This window comes from Phaeovulum molybdatiresistens, assembly GCF_023544865.1.
GTDB lineage: Bacteria > Pseudomonadota > Alphaproteobacteria > Rhodobacterales > Rhodobacteraceae > Pontitalea.
This window is the reverse complement of the sequence record NZ_JAMJFX010000007.1, coordinates 60,749-76,483: the sequence shown is the minus strand read 5'-3', so window position 1 is coordinate 76,483 and position 15,735 is coordinate 60,749. Positions and strand designations below refer to the sequence as shown.

The window sequence follows — 15,735 nt, the reverse complement described above, 5'->3', positions numbered from 1 at the left end:
AAGAAGAAGCCGCATGTTTCTTCTTGGCAAAAATACTCAGACCCGGCCCGCCAGGGGCGCTGCCTTGCGACAGGGGCGGCGCAGCCTATATCGCGGGCAAGGAGGATGTGATGACCCTGCGCTTTGACAACAGCTATGCCCGCCTGCCGGATCGGTTTTATGCGCGACAGGCCCCGGTGCCGGTGGCGGAACCCGGGCTGGTAGCGGTGAACCGGGCCCTGGCGGCGCGGTTGGGGCTGGATGCCGACTGGCTGGAAAGCCCTGCGGGCGTTGCGATGCTGGCGGGCAATGCCGTGCCCGAAGGCGCCGAGCCGCTGGCGCAGGCCTATGCCGGGCATCAGTTCGGCGGCTGGGTGCCGCAGCTGGGCGATGGCCGCGCGATCCTGCTGGGCGAGGTTGTGGCCCCCGATGGGGCTCGGTTCGATCTGCAGCTGAAAGGTGCGGGGCGCACACCGTTTTCGCGCGGGGGCGACGGGCGGGCCTGGCTGGGGCCGGTCATCCGCGAATATGTCGTATCCGAGGCGATGGCGGCGCTGGGGCTGCCCACCACGCGCGCGCTGGCCGCTGTCACCACCGGCGAGCCGGTCCTGCGCGAAACCGGCGCGATGCCGGGCGCGGTTCTGGCCCGCGTCGCGTCCAGCCATATCCGGGTGGGCACGTTTCAGTATTTCGCCGCGCGGGGCGACGAGGACGCAATAAGAACGCTGTGCAACCACTTGATCGAACGCCATTATCCGCAGGCCAATGGCCCGCTGGACCTGCTGCGCGCGGTGGTGGCCGCGCAGGCGCGGCTGATCGCGGGCTGGATGTCGTTTGGCTTCATCCACGGGGTGATGAACACCGACAACATGGCGCTGTCGGGGGAAACCATCGATTATGGCCCCTGCGCCTTCATGGATGCCTATCACCCCGACCGCGTCTTTTCCTCGATCGACCGGGGGGGACGGTATGCCTATGCCAACCAGCCGCAGATCGGGGCCTGGAACCTTGCGCAATTCGCCACCTGCCTGTTGCCGCTGATGGGCGAACGCGAGGCCGCGATTGAAGCCGCGACCGAGGCGGTGCATGGCTTTGGCCCTGCCTTTCAGGCCGAATGGCTGGCGCGTTTCGGTGCCAAGATCGGCATCGCGGCCGCGACCGAGGCCGATCTGGACCTGATCGAGACGCTTTTGTCGCGCATGGCGCTGTTGCGGGCCGATTTCACGCGGACCTTCCGCGGCCTGCTGGAGGACACGGCGCGCGCGGAATTCGCCGAAGCCGAGGCCTTTGACCAATGGGAGGGCCTGTGGCGCGACCGCCTTGCGCAAGAGGCCGATCCGCGCGCGGTGATGGCCCGGGCCAATCCCGCCCGCATCCCGCGCAATCACCGCGTGGAAGAGGCGATCGGGGCCGCGGTCGCGGGCGATCTGGCCCCGTTCCAGCGCCTGAACGCGGCGCTGGCCCGGCCCTTTGACGACGATCCCGCCTTTGCCGACTACAGCCTGGCGCCGCGTACCGACCAGATCGTTCACCGCACCTTTTGCGGCACCTGATCAGTCGCGGTGCTTGCGAAACCAGCGGCGGTTGCGCGCGACGAAATCGCCAAACACCCCGGTAAAGCCGCCCAACTGCCGCCCCTTCAGCCAGGCAAAGCCCGCCAGCGCGCCGATGCTGGCGCCGATCACGTCCACGATCAGGTCGCCCATCGTATCCACCAGCCCCGATTTCTGCATGTTCAGACCAAAGATCTGATCCATGCCGAATTCAAAGATTTCCCACAGCGCGCCGATCGTGACCGCGATGGTAAAGCCGATCAGCGCCAGCGCCCAGGCGGGGGCGGCGAAGCGGTCGCCCTCGAACAGCATGAAGGCGAACAGGAAGCCCAGCATCCCGAACCCAAGCGCCGAGCCGCCGTGCAGCACCACATCCCACCACCAGTAACGGTTATAGAAATCAAACGCCTCGCCCAGAAAGATCGTGGCAAAGATGAACAGCGTGATGCCGACCAGAAAGGCCGTCGGCAGACGCAGCCCCACGCGTGAGGACAGATAGATCGGCGCCAGCGTCAGCGCCCCGGTGATCGCGGCGACGCCCGCCAGCGGCCATTGGCGTTCCCACAGCGCTGCCAGGAATTCCACCGCCAGCGCCGCCCAGATTATCTGGATCGCCAGGGGCTGCGCCCGTACCCGCCGCCAGTGATCCTTCATCGCCCCCCATCCACACCAAGTTGATCGTGGGGGTGCATTTTGGCGCTGCAATCGCGCGCATGATCCCCCATATCTGCAACATGACCATCCGGATCGCCTCTTACAATGTGCATAAATGCGTGGGCTCGGACGGGCTGCGCGATCCCCATCGCGCGGTGGCGGTGATCAATGCGCTCTCGGCCGATATCGTCGCCCTGCAAGAGGTCGATTTGCGGATGGGCCATCGCCCCGCCGCCCTGCCGCCGCGCATGATCGAAGAGGAAACCGATTTCGAGGTGGTCCCCTTCGACCGCACCGGACCCAACAGCCTGGGCTGGCATGGCCAGACGGTGCTGGCGCGGCGGGGGCTGCAGGTCTCGCAGGTGCATCCGATCACCCTGCCGGGGCTGGAGCCGCGCGGCGCATTGGCCCTTGAGGTGTCCGAGGCGGGCCTGCCGCCGTTCCGGCTGATCGCGGCGCATCTGGGGCTGCGGCGGGTGGACCGGCGCGCGCAGTTGCACCGGATCGGCGAATATCTGGTGGCGGCCGCGCCGCGCCCGGCGCTGGCGATCGGCGATTTCAACGAATGGTCGCGCAAGCGCGGCTTTGAACCGCTGGCCGGTTTCACCGTTCACGCCCCCGCCCCGACCTTTCCCGCCCGCGCGCCCTTTGGCCATCTGGACCGGCTGGTGCTGGGCCCGGGGCTGCAGGTGGTGCGGGCGGGCGTTCTGGACACGCCGTTGTCGCGCCACGCTTCGGATCATCTGCCGCTTTGGGCCGATGTTGCGGGGCTGCGCGGCTGAACCTGCCCCCCGGCAGCAACATGTGACCCACACAATCGCGCGCTTTACGCCGCCCCCCGCCGCGCGCTAAAGCCTGCCCGCGCGGGATTTGACCGCAGGGACAAGGGCGGTTCGGAACAGATCATGGAAAACCTGCGCGGCAGCCTGTTGATGGTGGCGGCGATGGCCGGATTTGCCATCGAGGACATGTTCGTCAAATCCATGTCCGCGCGCCTGCCCGTGGGCGAGATCCTGGCGCTGCTGGGCGCGGGCGGGGCGATCATCTACGCCATCTTCGCGCGCGTCCGCGGCGAGCGGCTGATCAACCGCGACCTGATCGCGGGATCGGTGATCCTGCGCAATCTGGGCGAACTGGTGGGCACCATCGCCTTTGTCTCGGCCATCGTCTTCACACCGCTGGCACAGGCCTCGGCGATCTTGCAGGCGACGCCGCTGGCGGTGACGCTGGGGGCGGCGCTGTTCCTGGGCGAAACGGTCGGCTGGCGGCGTTGGTCGGCGATCACGGTGGGGTTCGTGGGCGTGCTGATCGTGATCCGCCCGGGCACCGAGGGGTTTTCTGCGCTGTCGCTGTTTGCCGTCGTGGCGGTGCTGGGCCTTGCGGGGCGCGATGTGGCCACCCGCCGCGTGCCCGGCGCGATCACATCCTTGCAGCTGGCGACCTATGGCTTTGGCGTCCTGGTGCCGGCGGGGCTGATCCTGGCCTGGGTGATGGGCACGCCGCTGGTGGCGCCCGACGCGGTCGAATGGGCCCAGATCGCGGGTGCGCTAGTGGCGGGCACGGCCGGGTATTACGCGCTGATCGCCGCAATGCGGCTGGGCGAGGTCGCGGTGATCACCCCCTTCCGCTATACCCGGCTGGTCTTTGCGCTGATCATCGGCTGGCTGGTCTTTGACGAGGCGGTCGATACCGCCACGCTGCTGGGCGGCGCGGTGATCGTGGCCTCGGGGCTTTACACCCTGCTGCGTGAGGCGCGGTTGCGCCGCTAACACCGCCGTTATCGCCACCATACCCTTCCCGTGGCGCGAACCCCGGGCTATAGAGCGGCCAACGGAACACACCCGAAGGGACCCGAGCCATGAGCACGATCATCGACATCCACGCGCGCGAAATCCTGGACAGCCGGGGCAACCCGACCGTCGAGGTCGATGTGATCCTGGAAGACGGCACGCTGGGCCGCGCCGCGGTGCCCTCGGGCGCCTCGACCGGCGCGCATGAGGCGGTGGAACGGCGCGATGGCGACAAGGCGCGCTACCTGGGCAAGGGCGTGCTGGAAGCGGTGATGGCGGTGAACGGCGAAATCGCCGAAAACCTGGTGGGCGAGGACGTCACCGAGCAGGTTGAAATCGACCGCATGATGATCGAGCTGGACGGCACCGCGAACAAGTCGCGTCTGGGCGCCAATGCGATCCTGGGCGTGTCGCTGGCGGTTGCCAAGGCCGCGGCCGATTTCACCACGCAGCCACTCTACCGCTATGTCGGCGGCACCAATGCGCGCATCCTGCCGGTGCCGATGATGAACATCATCAACGGCGGCGAACATGCCGACAACCCGATCGACATCCAGGAATTCATGATCATGCCGGTCAGCGCGGGCAACATCCGCGAGGCGGTGCGCATGGGCGCCGAGGTGTTCCACACGCTGAAAAAGGAACTCTCGGCCGCGGGTCTGGCCACCGGCGTCGGCGATGAGGGCGGCTTTGCGCCGAACCTGTCCTCGGCCCGCGACGCGCTGGACTTCATCCTGCGCGCGATCGAAAAGGCAGGCTACAAGCCCGGCGACGACATCCACCTGGCACTCGACTGCGCCTCGACCGAATATTTCAAGGGCGGCAAGTATGAGATGAAGGGCGAGGGCAAATCGCTCTCGATCGAGGAAAACGTCGACTACCTGGCCGCCCTTTGCGCCGATTACCCGATCATCTCGATCGAGGATGGCTGCGCCGAGGATGACTGGGCCGGCTGGAAGCTGCTGACCGAACGTCTGGGCAACAAGGTTCAACTGGTGGGCGACGATCTGTTCGTGACCAACCCGGCGCGCCTGGCCCGTGGCATCAAGGAAGGCTGTGCCAACTCGCTTCTGGTCAAGGTCAACCAGATCGGCACCCTGACCGAGACGCTGGACGCCGTCCGCATGGCCGACCGCGCGCGCTATACCAGCGTGATGTCGCACCGCTCGGGCGAGACGGAAGACGCCACCATCGCGGATCTGGCGGTCGCCACCAACTGCGGCCAGATCAAGACCGGTAGCCTTGCCCGGTCGGACCGGCTGGCGAAATACAACCAGCTGATCCGCATCGAGGAAATGCTGGGCGAGACCGCCGAATACGCCGGCCGCTCGATCCTGCGCGGCTGAAGACCGCTGGGGGCAAGGCCCGCCCTGCCCCCTTCTTCTTGGAAAAAATACTCACGGCCCGCGGGTGGCAATCCGCGGGCCGTGAGTATTTGGGCCAAGAAGAAGCCAGATGCGGAACAGGGTCGGTCAGGCCGGACGGCTGATCCGCCCGCCGCCCACCTGCGCCGCGACGCCTGTGGTGGCGGGGCCGGATGTGGGCAAGCCGCGCGCCACGCGGACCGCCAGGAAGGCGAAGGCCTGCGCTTCAAGCATGTCGCCGTTCAGGCCCAGATCCTCGACCGGCGCCACGGGGCAGGACAGGCGGCGCGCAAGTTCAACCATCAGCGCCTCGTTCAGCCGTCCACCGCCTGCGACATAGACGGCGGCGGGGGGAACGGGGAAATGTTCCGCCCCGCGCGCGACGGCGGCGGCGGCGCAGGCGGTCAGGGTAGCGGCGGCATCGGCATTGCCGAGGCTGGAAACCGCCGAAAGCAGATCGTGGAAATCGTTGCGGTCCAGGGATTTCGGCGGCATCCGCAGGAAGAAGAGATGCGCAAGGAATGCCTCTAGCACGCCCGCGTCCACCAGCCCCGACAGCGCCAGCGCGCCGCCCTCATCGCGGTCAAGGCCAAGGCGGGCGCGCATCAGGTCGTTGACCGGGGCATTGGCGGGGCCGGTGTCGAAGGCCAGAACCGCGCCCGGCGCCTCTGGCCCCGGCTGGCGCGGATCGACCCAGGTGACATTGCCCACGCCGCCTAGGTTCAGGAAGGCCACCGGCTGCGTCAGCCCCGCCCATTTCGCACAGGCGAAGTGGAAGTAGGGCACCAGCGGCGCGCCCTGCCCGCCCAGTTCGACATCCATCGTGCGGAAATCCCAGACCACGGGGCGGCCCAGCACCTCGGCCAGCACGGCGCCGTCACCCGTCTGATGGGTGCGCGGCGGGCCCTGAATGCCTTGCGGATCATGCGCCAGCGTCTGGCCGTGAAAGCCGACCATCTGCGCCTCGGGGAAACCGGCCAGCAGTTCGGCATGGGCGGTCTCGACCACTTCCGCCGCTTCGGCCACGCCGGCCTCACCGGGCCAGCGGCCCAGGGCTGCGTGCAGCACCGCGCGTTCGGCGCCGGTGAAGGGGCGATAGGCGTGGCGGCCAAACTCTTGGATCGCGCGTCCGTCGGTCAGCAGCAGCGCCGCATCGACCCCGTCCAGCGACGTGCCCGACATCGCCCCCACCGCCCAGACCGGCCCCGATTTCAACATGACTTCCCCTTCGACCCTTGCCCCGATATACGCATTCCCGTCAAAGAGGGACAAGCACGATGACCTACCATCCGAAATCGGACTTCATGCGCGTGATGATCGAGCGGGGCTATCTGGCCGATTGCACCGATTATCAGGCCCTGGACGAGGCGCTGATCAAGGGCGTCGTGCCGGCCTATATCGGCTATGATGCAACGGCGGCATCGCTGCATGTGGGCCATCTGCTCAACATCATGATGCTGCGCTGGCTGCAAAAGACCGGGCACAAGCCGATCACGCTGATGGGTGGGGGCACGACCAAGGTGGGCGATCCGTCTTTCCGGTCGGAAGAACGCCCGCTGCTGACACCCGACAAGATCGACGAGAACATCGCCGGGATGAAGCAGGTCTTTGCCCGCTACCTGCGCTACGGCGAGGGTGCGAATGACGCGGTCATGCTTAACAATGCCGAATGGCTGGACGGGCTGAACTACCTCGATTTCCTGCGCGACATCGGGCGGCATTTCAGCGTGAACCGGATGCTGTCGTTCGAATCGGTGAAATCGCGGCTGGACCGGGAACAAAGCCTCTCGTTCCTGGAATTCAACTACATGATCCTGCAGGCCTATGACTTCCTGGAACTGAACCGCCGCTATGGCTGTCTGTTGCAGATGGGCGGGTCGGACCAGTGGGGCAATATCGTCAACGGCATCGACCTGACGCGCCGGGTGCTGGACCACGAAATCTACGGCCTGACCTCGCCGCTGCTGACGACCAGCGACGGCAAGAAGATGGGCAAGTCGGCCAGTGGCGCGGTCTGGCTGAACGGCGAGATGCTGAGCCCTTATGAATTCTGGCAGTTCTGGCGCAACACCACCGATGCCGATGTGGGCCGGTTCCTGAAGCTTTACACCGAATTGCCGGTGGAAGAATGTGACCGCCTGGGCGCCCTGCAGGGGTCAGAGATCAACGCGGCCAAGATCATCCTGGCGAACGAGGTCACGGCGCTTCTACACGGGGCGGACGCGGCTGCGGCGGCTGAGGCCACCGCACGCGAGGTCTTTGAAAAGGGCGGCGTGGGTGATGATCTGCCGACGCTGGCGCTGACCCCGACCGATGTGTCCGAGGGTATCAGCTTTGCCCAACTGATCCTGCGCTCGGGCCTGGCCAAGACCGGCAAGGATGCGAAACGGCTGATCCTGGAAGGCGCGGCGCGCGTCAATGATGAGGTCGAGGCCGATCCGGGGCGCATGTTCGGCGCGGGCGATCTGGTCGAGCCGCTGAAACTGACCGCCGGCAAGAAACGCCACGCGCTGGTCACACTGGGCTGAGCCCGCCCTGATGAAACGAAAAAAGCCCGGTCCGAAATGGCCGGGCTTCTTCTTGGCAAAATACTCTGCAGGTGGTCCGGAGGGTGCAAAACCCTCCGGCGGGGGGGGTCCGGGGGGCTGGCCCCCCGGCTTGGCCTTATTCAACCACCGTCGCGCTGACAATGTAATCGGGGTCAGCCACCAGACCGTTCGCCGCCGGATTGCCCTTGGCCAGGGCATCGACGACCTGCATCCCGTCCAGCACATGACCGACGATGGTATATTGCCCGTCCAGATGCGGGGCCGCGTCGAACATGATGAAGAACTGGCTGTTGGCCGAATCCGGGTTCTGGCTGCGCGCCATGCCCACCATGCCGCGCACGAACGAGCGGTTGGAAAATTCCGCCGGCAGGTCGGGGCGGTTGGACCCGCCCATCCCGGCCAGTTGCGTGTCGCCGCCACGTTTGCCAAACTGGACGTCACCCGTCTGGGCCATGAAGCCCTCGATCACGCGGTGAAAGACCACGTCATCATAGGCGCCTTCGCGGGCCAGCGCGGTGATCTGGTCGACATGCTTGGGCGCGACATCGGGCAGCAGGTCGATGACGATCTGCCCCGTGGTCGATCCGCCCACCTCCAGCACCAGGTTCGGGCCGGGCGTATCGGCAATGCCGGTGCCTTCCGCCAGCGCCGCGCCCGAAAGCGCCAGCGCCGCGATGATCGACAGCCCCGCCTTACGCATCGGCGGCCACCTTGACCGAAATCATCCGGTCGGGGTTCGCCGGCGGCTCGCCGCGCGCGATCTTGTCGACATGTTCCATCCCCGAGATCACCCGGCCATAGACGGTGTACTGGCCGTTCAGGAAGTGGTTGTCCTTGAAGTTGATGAAGAACTGGCTGTTGGCCGAATTCGGGTTCATCGAGCGCGCCGCGCCCAGCGTGCCGCGGTCATGCGGCAGCTTGGAAAATTCTGCCGGAAGATCGGGCAGGTCCGACGAGCCGGTTCCGGCGCGCCGCGGATCCCAGCCCTTTTCCATATTGGCATTTTCCACATCGCCGGTCTGGGCCATAAAGCCGTCAATCACGCGGTGGAAGGCCACGTTGTCATATTGTCCGGCGCGGGCCAGCACCTTCATGCGCTCACAATGTTTGGGCGCGACATCGCTCAGCAGCTCGATGACGACGGGGCCGTCCTTCAGCTCGATGATGATGGTGTTTTCGGGGTCCTTGATCTCGGCCATGTCATTCTCCTCGGGATCTTTGGGGGGACATTATGCCGCCCGAAGGGCCAAGAAAAGGGCAAAGCGCGGGGCAGACGTTGCCTTTCGCGCCCGCGCGGGGCAAGTATGCGCCAAATCAGGAACGGAGTTTTCGCGATGGGTTGGAAGACGCTCGACGAAGTGGATCTGAACGGCAAGGTCGTGCTGGTGCGGGTCGATATCAATGTGCCGCTGGAAAACGGGCGGGTGACCGACGCGACGCGGATCGAAAAGATCGTGCCCACGGTGCGCGACATCATGGCCAAGGGCGGCAAGCCGGTGTTGCTGGCGCATTTCGGCCGGCCCAAGGGCAAACCCGTCCCGGATCTGAGCCTGGCACCCCTGGTCCCCGCGCTGGCGCAGGCGCTGGGGGTCAAGGTCACTTTCGCCGAAGATTGCATCGGCGGCCCGGCCAAGCGCGCGGTGGCCGCGATGAACGACCATGAGGTGGTCTTGCTGGAAAACACCCGCTTCCATGCGGGCGAGGAAAAGAACGACGCCGAACTGGCCGCCGCCATGGCCGCGCTGGGTCAGGTCTATGTGAACGATGCCTTCTCGGCGGCACATCGCGCGCACAGCTCGACCGAGGGGATCGCCCATATCCTGCCCGCCGCCGCCGGCCGGCTGATGGAGGCGGAACTCAAGGCGCTTGAATCCGCGCTTGGCAAGCCGCAGCGCCCGGTGGCGGCGGTGGTAGGCGGCGCCAAGGTGTCGACCAAGCTGGATCTTCTGGGCAACCTGATCGAGAAGGTCGACCACCTGGTGATCGGCGGCGGCATGGCCAACACCTTCCTGGTGGCGCAGGGGCTGGATGTGGGCCGGTCGCTGGCCGAACATGACATGGCCGACACCGCCGCCGCGATCCTGGCCAAGGCCGGAACCACGGGCTGCACGATCCACCTGCCCGTCGATGTGGTGGTGGCGCGCGAATTCCGCGCCGGCGCCGCAACCGAGGTGGTGGCCGCCGATGCCTGCCCCGCGGATGCGATGATCCTGGATGCCGGCCCCCGGGCGGTGGCCGATATCGCCGCCGTCTTCGATCGCGCCCGCACGCTGATCTGGAACGGCCCGCTGGGGGCCTTCGAAATCTCGCCCTTCGATGCCGCCACCAATGCCGCCGCGCAAAAGGCCGCCGAGCTGACCGAGGCGGGCAAGCTGATTTCCGTCGCGGGGGGCGGCGATACGGTCGCGGCGCTGAACAAGGCCGGGGTCGCGGCGCGCTTCAGCTATCTGTCGACCGCGGGCGGGGCCTTCCTGGAATGGATGGAGGGCAAGGACCTGCCGGGCGTCGCCGCGCTGATGCGCCAGACCGGCTAAGGATCTGCGGGACGGGGCCGGGCGCCCCGCCCGTTAGCGCGATCACAATTGCACCGCCAGCGCCGAGCGGCTATCTGCGGGCGCAAGGAATTGCCCGTTCAACAGGTTCATCGCAGGGGACAGATCATGCCGAATGCCAAGCAGGCCGAACAGATGCGCAACGGGGCGGGGTTCATCGCCGCGCTGGACCAGTCGGGCGGATCGACGCCCAAGGCGCTGCGGCTTTATGGCGTTGAGGAAAGCGCCTATTCCTCGGAAAGCGAAATGTTCGACCTGATCCATGCGATGCGCGCCCGGATCATCAAATCGCCCGCCTTCACCGGCGACAAGGTAATCGGCGCGATCCTGTTCGAACAGACGATGGACCGCGACATCGACGGCATCCCGACCGCCACCTATCTGTGGGACAAGCGCGCCGTGGTGCCCTTCCTCAAGATCGACAAGGGCCTTGAGGCCGAGGCCGACGGTGCGCAGCTGATGAAGGCGATCCCGGGGCTGGATGACCTGCTGGCGCGCGCCGCCAAGGCCGGCATCTTTGGCACCAAGGAACGTTCGGTGATCAACGCCGCCAATCCCGCGGGCATCCGCGCGGTGGTCGATCAACAGTTCGATCTGGGTGCGCAGGTTCTGGCCCATGGCCTGATCCCGATCATCGAACCCGAGGTGACGATTTCCATCGCCGACAAGGCCGAGGCCGAGGCGATCCTGCGCGCGGAACTGCTGCGCGCGCTGGACGCCCTGCCCGCCGACCGCCAGGTGATGCTGAAGCTGACCCTGCCCAGCGAGCCCAATTTCTACAAGCCGCTGGTCGATCATCCCCGCGTGATGAAGGTGGTGGCGCTGTCGGGCGGTTATAGCCGTGATGAGGCGAACCGGATCCTGGCGCAGAACACCGGCATCATCGCCTCGTTCAGCCGCGCGCTGACCGAAGGCCTGAGCGCGCAACAGACCGACGCCGAATTCGACGCGGTGCTGGGGGCGGCGATCGACGCGATCCACGCCGCCTCGGTCGCGGGCTGATCGGCGCAACGCAGCCAGGATGAACGATCCGGAACCGGGGGCCAATCGGCCCCCGTTCGCATCTTGGACGCCGAATTCCGGCAATTCCCCGCCCACAGGGATTCCCTTTCCCCCGCCCCTGTGGCATGATTCGAATACTCGCCCAGCAGAGGCGGGATGGGCGGCTATGGGACAGGCACATGAGCAATAAGCGCCGCGGGTTCGGACCCTTGATCTTCTTCACCGCAGCCATCGCGATGGGGGCCTATTTCACCTTCGCCGCCGTGCAGGGATCCTACGGGATCTTCCGGCGCGTCCAGATCGAGGCTGAAATCACCGCGCTGGAGACTGAACGCGACCGCCTGCGCGCGGACCTGACGCGGATGGCCAACCTGACCAGCCGGCTGTCGGATGCCTATCTGGACCTTGATCTGCTGGACGAACGCGCCCGTGACGTTCTGGGCACCGTGCGCCCGGATGAGATCGTGATCCGCTGATTGCATCGGCGCGGGCCTTGCGCTATGGAATGGTTTAACATTGAACTATTCCATTCGCAGGGGAGGCTGCCTGATGGCGACACGCAAGAACCCCGAGACGAAAGGCGCCAGCCGCGCCAATGTCTCGAAGGACGAGCTTCTGAAATACTACCGGGACATGCTGCTGATCCGCCGCTTTGAGGAAAAGGCCGGTCAGCTTTATGGCATGGGCCTGATCGGCGGTTTCTGCCACCTCTATATCGGTCAGGAAGCCGTCGTCGTGGGGCTGGAAGCCGCCGCGAAGGAAGGCGACAAGCGCATCACCTCCTACCGCGATCACGGCCACATGCTGGCCTGCGGCATGGACCCGGGCGGGGTCATGGCCGAACTGACCGGCCGGATCGGCGGGCTGTCCAAGGGCAAGGGCGGCTCGATGCACATGTTTTCCAAGGAAAAGCACTTCTACGGCGGCCACGGCATCGTGGGCGCGCAGGTGCCGCTGGGCGCGGGCCTGGCCTTTGCCGATCTTTACAAGGGCAACGGCGGCGTGACCTTCACCTACTTCGGTGACGGTGCGGCGAACCAGGGCCAGGTCTATGAAACCTTCAACATGGCCGCGCTGTGGAAACTGCCGGTGATCTTCGTGATCGAGAACAACCAATATGCGATGGGCACGTCGCAGAAACGCTCCACCTCGACCCCCGACATCTACACCCGGGGCGAGGCCTTTGGCATCCCGGGTGAAACCGTGGACGGGATGGATGTGCTTGCGGTGAAGGCGGCGGGCGAACGCGCCGTGGCCCACTGCCGCGCCGGCGATGGCCCCTACATCCTTGAAATCAAGACCTACCGCTACCGCGGCCATTCCATGTCGGACCCGGCAAAATACCGCTCGCGCGAAGAGGTGCAGAAGATGCGCGACGAACGCGACGCGATCGAAAACGTGCGCGAGATGCTGTTGCAGGGCGGCCATGCCAGCGATGAAGACCTGAAAGCCATCGACAAAGAGATCAAGGCCATCGTGAACGACGCGGCCGAATTCTCGAAGGAAAGCCCCGAGCCCGATGTTTCCGAGCTCTGGACCGACATCTACGCGTAAGGGAGAGAGACGAATGGCAACCGAAATCCTGATGCCCGCCCTGTCGCCGACGATGGAGGAAGGCACCCTGGCAAAATGGCTGGTAAAAGAAGGCGATACCGTCAGCGCCGGCCAGATCATCGCCGAGATCGAAACCGACAAGGCCACGATGGAATTTGAAGCCGTCGACGAAGGCGTGATGGGCCGGATCCTGGTGGCCGAAGGCACCGCGGGCGTCAAGGTCAACACCCCGATCGCCGTGCTGATCGAAGAAGGTGAAACCGCCGATGCCGCCCCGCAGGCGGCCCCCGCCCCCAAGGCACAAGCCGCCGCCGCACCGGCCACCCCGGCGCCCCAAGCACCGAAAGCCGACACCAGCCCCGACTGGCCCGAAGGCACCCCCATGAAAACCATGACCGTCCGCGAAGCCCTGCGCGAGGCCATGGCCGAGGAAATGACCCGCGACGAAGACGTCTATCTGATGGGCGAAGAGGTCGGCGAATATCAGGGCGCCTACAAGATCAGCCAGGGCCTGCTGGATCAGTTCGGCGCCAAGCGCGTGATTGACACGCCCATCACCGAACACGGCTTTGCCGGCATCGCGGTGGGGTCGGCCTTTGGCGGGCTGAAGCCGATCGTCGAATTCATGACCTTCAACTTCGCCATGCAGGCGATCGACCAGATCATCAACTCGGCGGCGAAGACACTTTACATGTCCGGCGGCCAGATGGGCTGCCCGATCGTGTTCCGCGGCCCCAACGGCGCCGCCGCCCGCGTGGCCGCCCAGCACAGCCAGGACTATGCCGCCTGGTATGCCCAGATCCCGGGGCTCAAGGTGGTGATGCCCTATTCCGCCGCCGATGCCAAAGGCCTGCTGAAGACCGCGATCCGCGATCCGAACCCGGTGATCTTCCTCGAAAACGAAATCCTCTATGGCCGCAGCTTCGATGTGCCGGCGATCGATGATTTCACCATTCCCTTCGGCAAGGCCAAGATCTGGCGCGAAGGCAGCGATGTCACCATCGTCTCCTTCGGCATCGGCATGGTCCACGCGCTGGAAGCCGCCGACAAGCTGGCCGAACAGGGCATCTCTGCCGAGGTGATCGACCTGCGCACGCTGCGCCCGATCGACTATGACACGGTTCTGGCCTCGGTCATGAAAACCAACCGCTGCGTCACCGTGGAAGAGGGCTGGCCCGTCGGCTCCATCGGCAATCACCTCTCGGCGGTGATCATGGAACGCGCCTTCGACTATCTGGACGCGCCCGTGATCAACTGCACCGGCAAGGATGTGCCGATGCCCTATGCGGCCAACCTTGAAAAACTGGCGCTCGTGACCTCGGATGAGGTCGTGGCGGCGGTGAAAAAAGTCACCTATCGCTAAGGGGGAAGCACCATGGCAACCGAAATCCTGATGCCCGCCCTGTCACCCACGATGGAGGAAGGCACACTGGCCCGCTGGCTGGTGAAGGAAGGCGATGCGGTCAAATCCGGCGACATCATCGCCGAGATCGAAACCGACAAGGCCACGATGGAATTCGAGGCGGTCGACGAAGGTACCATCGGCCGCCTTCTGGTGGCTGAAGGCACCGCAGGCGTGAAGGTCAACACCCCGATCGCGGTCCTGCTGGAAGATGGCGAAAGCGCAGACAGCGCCCCCGCCGCCAAGGCAAGCCCCCCGGCACCGCAGCAGCCCACCGTCGCCGCGGCACCCACCACTGTCGCAGCGCCTGAGACCGCCCCTGCCGCGGCCCCCGCTGGCCCGCGCATCTTCGCCTCGCCGCTGGCGCGTCGCATCGCGGCGGAAAAGGGCATCGACCTGTCTGCGCTGCAAGGCTCGGGTCCGCATGGCCGCATCGTCAAGGCAGATGTCGAAGGCGCCACGGCCGCCGCCCAAGCCCCCGCGCCCACACCGACCACCGCCGCGGCCCCCGCCCCGGCCCCGGTGTCCGCCAGCGCGGTCGCGAAACTCTACGAAGGCCGCAGCTATGAGGAAGTCCCCCTCGACGGCATGCGCAAGACCATCGCGGCCCGCCTGACCGAGGCCAAGCAGACCATCCCGCATTTCTACCTGCGCCGCGAGGTGCGTCTGGATGCGCTGATGGACTTCCGCGCCCAGCTGAACAAACAGCTGGAACACCGGGGCGTCAAACTGTCGGTCAACGACTTCATCATCAAGGCCTGCGCGCTGGCGCTGCAGGCCGTGCCGGCTGCCAATGCTGTCTGGGCGGGCGACCGGGTGCTGAAGATGAAAGCCTCGGATGTTGCCGTCGCCGTCGCGATCGAGGGCGGACTCTTCACCCCCGTCCTGTTCGATGCCGAGGCGAAAAGCCTGTCGAAACTCTCCGAAGAGATGAAGGACCTGGCCGCCCGCGCCCGTTCGCGCAAGCTCGCCCCGCAGGAATATCAGGGCGGCAGCTTTGCCATTTCGAACCTCGGCATGATGGGGATCGAAAACTTCGACGCCGTCATCAACCCGCCCCATGGCGCGATCCTGGCCGTCGGCGCGGGGCTGAAAAAGCCCGTGGTGAACGCCGAAGGCGGGATCGAGGTGGCCACCGTCATGTCGATGACCCTGTCGGTCGATCACCGCGTCATCGACGGCGCGCTGGGGGCCGAACTGCTGCAGGCCATTGTCGCCAATCTGGAAAACCCGATGGCGATGCTGGCCTGACCCAGCCCCCCCCGAAACATGAAGGGCCGCCGGCATCCCGGCGGCCCCATTGCGTTCTTCGGGTGCGCATCGCCCCGCCTTAGGC

General features: G+C 66.0%; 15 protein-coding genes. 11 read left to right on the top strand and 4 right to left on the bottom strand.

All coding sequences use genetic code 11. The annotated features are described in order from the left end of the window. Positions 1-110 precede the first annotated feature (110 nt). A complete protein-coding gene (locus tag MXB90_RS07105) occupies positions 111-1,532 on the top strand; it encodes a protein adenylyltransferase SelO (RefSeq protein ID WP_250042882.1) in 1,422 nt (473 codons plus the stop codon). On the opposite strand, the gene MXB90_RS07100 is transcribed toward MXB90_RS07105, so the two are convergent. Beyond that, on the bottom strand, positions 1,533-2,186 hold the full coding sequence (locus tag MXB90_RS07100; RefSeq protein ID WP_250042879.1) for a hypothetical protein: 654 nt from the start codon (positions 2,184-2,186) through the stop codon (positions 1,533-1,535). It abuts the gene before it with no gap. A gap of 59 nt (positions 2,187-2,245) precedes the next feature. On the opposite strand from MXB90_RS07100, the gene MXB90_RS07095 reads away from it, so the two are divergent. From MXB90_RS07095 to eno, 3 genes are all read left to right on the top strand, one after another. Continuing rightward, a complete protein-coding gene (locus MXB90_RS07095) occupies positions 2,246-2,968 on the top strand; it encodes an endonuclease/exonuclease/phosphatase family protein (protein ID WP_250042877.1) in 723 nt (240 codons plus the stop codon). A gap of 123 nt (positions 2,969-3,091) precedes the next feature. Then, positions 3,092-3,955: a DMT family transporter gene (locus MXB90_RS07090; protein WP_250042866.1), complete on the top strand. Its 864-nt coding sequence runs from the start codon at positions 3,092-3,094 to the stop codon at positions 3,953-3,955. 89 nt (positions 3,956-4,044) lie between these two features. Then, positions 4,045-5,322: a phosphopyruvate hydratase gene (gene eno, locus MXB90_RS07085; RefSeq protein ID WP_250042864.1), complete on the top strand. Its 1,278-nt coding sequence runs from the start codon at positions 4,045-4,047 to the stop codon at positions 5,320-5,322. 126 nt (positions 5,323-5,448) lie between these two features. On the opposite strand, the gene MXB90_RS07080 is transcribed toward eno, so the two are convergent. Continuing rightward, on the bottom strand, positions 5,449-6,558 hold the full coding sequence (locus MXB90_RS07080; RefSeq protein ID WP_250042862.1) for an anhydro-N-acetylmuramic acid kinase: 1,110 nt from the start codon (positions 6,556-6,558) through the stop codon (positions 5,449-5,451). A gap of 59 nt (positions 6,559-6,617) precedes the next feature. Here MXB90_RS07080 and tyrS point away from each other — a divergent pair, with 59 nt between their 5' ends. After that, positions 6,618-7,868 carry a tyrosine--tRNA ligase gene (gene tyrS, locus MXB90_RS07075; protein ID WP_250042861.1) on the top strand — a complete coding sequence of 417 codons (1,251 nt, stop codon included), beginning with the start codon at positions 6,618-6,620 and terminating at the stop codon, positions 7,866-7,868. 136 nt (positions 7,869-8,004) lie between these two features. On the opposite strand, the gene MXB90_RS07070 is transcribed toward tyrS, so the two are convergent. Together MXB90_RS07070 and MXB90_RS07065 are read right to left on the bottom strand one after the other, a co-directional pair. Continuing rightward, positions 8,005-8,589, bottom strand: a complete 585-nt coding sequence (locus MXB90_RS07070; protein ID WP_250042860.1) for a peptidylprolyl isomerase — start codon at positions 8,587-8,589, stop codon at positions 8,005-8,007. Continuing rightward, the gene (locus tag MXB90_RS07065; protein ID WP_250042859.1) at positions 8,582-9,088 is read right to left on the bottom strand and encodes a peptidylprolyl isomerase; all 507 of its coding nucleotides are present in this window, start codon (positions 9,086-9,088) and stop codon (positions 8,582-8,584) included. The genes MXB90_RS07070 and MXB90_RS07065 overlap by 8 nt, the downstream gene beginning before the upstream one ends. A 135-nt stretch (positions 9,089-9,223) precedes the next feature. Here MXB90_RS07065 and MXB90_RS07060 point away from each other — a divergent pair, with 135 nt between their 5' ends. The 6 genes from MXB90_RS07060 to MXB90_RS07035 all read left to right on the top strand — a co-directional run bounded on the left by MXB90_RS07060 (position 9,224) and on the right by MXB90_RS07035 (position 15,650). Then, the gene (locus MXB90_RS07060; RefSeq protein ID WP_250042858.1) at positions 9,224-10,423 is read left to right on the top strand and encodes a phosphoglycerate kinase; all 1,200 of its coding nucleotides are present in this window, start codon (positions 9,224-9,226) and stop codon (positions 10,421-10,423) included. 126 nt (positions 10,424-10,549) lie between these two features. Beyond that, positions 10,550-11,443, top strand: a complete 894-nt coding sequence (locus tag MXB90_RS07055) for a fructose bisphosphate aldolase (protein WP_250042857.1) — start codon at positions 10,550-10,552, stop codon at positions 11,441-11,443. A gap of 179 nt (positions 11,444-11,622) precedes the next feature. Further along, complete coding sequence (locus tag MXB90_RS07050; RefSeq protein WP_250042856.1) at positions 11,623-11,919, top strand: FtsB family cell division protein; 297 nt, start codon at positions 11,623-11,625, stop codon at positions 11,917-11,919. 73 nt (positions 11,920-11,992) lie between these two features. Further along, entirely contained in the window at positions 11,993-12,997 is a 1,005-nt protein-coding gene (gene pdhA, locus MXB90_RS07045; RefSeq protein WP_250042855.1) for a pyruvate dehydrogenase (acetyl-transferring) E1 component subunit alpha, read from the top strand. Between the two features lie 13 nt (positions 12,998-13,010). Further along, complete coding sequence (locus MXB90_RS07040; RefSeq protein WP_250042852.1) at positions 13,011-14,360, top strand: pyruvate dehydrogenase complex E1 component subunit beta; 1,350 nt, start codon at positions 13,011-13,013, stop codon at positions 14,358-14,360. A gap of 12 nt (positions 14,361-14,372) precedes the next feature. Next, positions 14,373-15,650: a pyruvate dehydrogenase complex dihydrolipoamide acetyltransferase gene (locus MXB90_RS07035; RefSeq protein WP_250042850.1), complete on the top strand. Its 1,278-nt coding sequence runs from the start codon at positions 14,373-14,375 to the stop codon at positions 15,648-15,650. The last annotated feature ends 85 nt before the right edge of the window (positions 15,651-15,735 follow it).

Excerpts from the sequence above, each read along its gene's own strand:
- MXB90_RS07060 (WP_250042858.1), top strand. The coding sequence starts at position 9,224 with ATGGGTTGGAAGACGCTCGACGAAGTGGATCTGAACGGCAAGGTCGTG.
- MXB90_RS07040 (WP_250042852.1), top strand. The coding sequence starts at position 13,011 with ATGGCAACCGAAATCCTGATGCCCGCCCTGTCGCCGACGATGGAGGAA.
- MXB90_RS07065 (WP_250042859.1), bottom strand. The coding sequence starts at position 9,088 with ATGGCCGAGATCAAGGACCCCGAAAACACCATCATCATCGAGCTGAAG.
- pdhA (WP_250042855.1), top strand. The coding sequence starts at position 11,993 with ATGGCGACACGCAAGAACCCCGAGACGAAAGGCGCCAGCCGCGCCAAT.
- MXB90_RS07105 (WP_250042882.1), top strand. The coding sequence starts at position 111 with ATGACCCTGCGCTTTGACAACAGCTATGCCCGCCTGCCGGATCGGTTT.
- MXB90_RS07095 (WP_250042877.1), top strand. The coding sequence starts at position 2,246 with ATGATCCCCCATATCTGCAACATGACCATCCGGATCGCCTCTTACAAT.
- MXB90_RS07100 (WP_250042879.1), bottom strand. The coding sequence starts at position 2,186 with ATGAAGGATCACTGGCGGCGGGTACGGGCGCAGCCCCTGGCGATCCAG.
- MXB90_RS07070 (WP_250042860.1), bottom strand. The coding sequence starts at position 8,589 with ATGCGTAAGGCGGGGCTGTCGATCATCGCGGCGCTGGCGCTTTCGGGC.
- MXB90_RS07090 (WP_250042866.1), top strand. The coding sequence starts at position 3,092 with ATGGAAAACCTGCGCGGCAGCCTGTTGATGGTGGCGGCGATGGCCGGA.
- MXB90_RS07035 (WP_250042850.1), top strand. The coding sequence starts at position 14,373 with ATGGCAACCGAAATCCTGATGCCCGCCCTGTCACCCACGATGGAGGAA.
- MXB90_RS07080 (WP_250042862.1), bottom strand. The coding sequence starts at position 6,558 with ATGTTGAAATCGGGGCCGGTCTGGGCGGTGGGGGCGATGTCGGGCACG.
- MXB90_RS07055 (WP_250042857.1), top strand. The coding sequence starts at position 10,550 with ATGCCGAATGCCAAGCAGGCCGAACAGATGCGCAACGGGGCGGGGTTC.
- eno (WP_250042864.1), top strand. The coding sequence starts at position 4,045 with ATGAGCACGATCATCGACATCCACGCGCGCGAAATCCTGGACAGCCGG.
- MXB90_RS07050 (WP_250042856.1), top strand. The coding sequence starts at position 11,623 with ATGAGCAATAAGCGCCGCGGGTTCGGACCCTTGATCTTCTTCACCGCA.
- tyrS (WP_250042861.1), top strand. The coding sequence starts at position 6,618 with ATGACCTACCATCCGAAATCGGACTTCATGCGCGTGATGATCGAGCGG.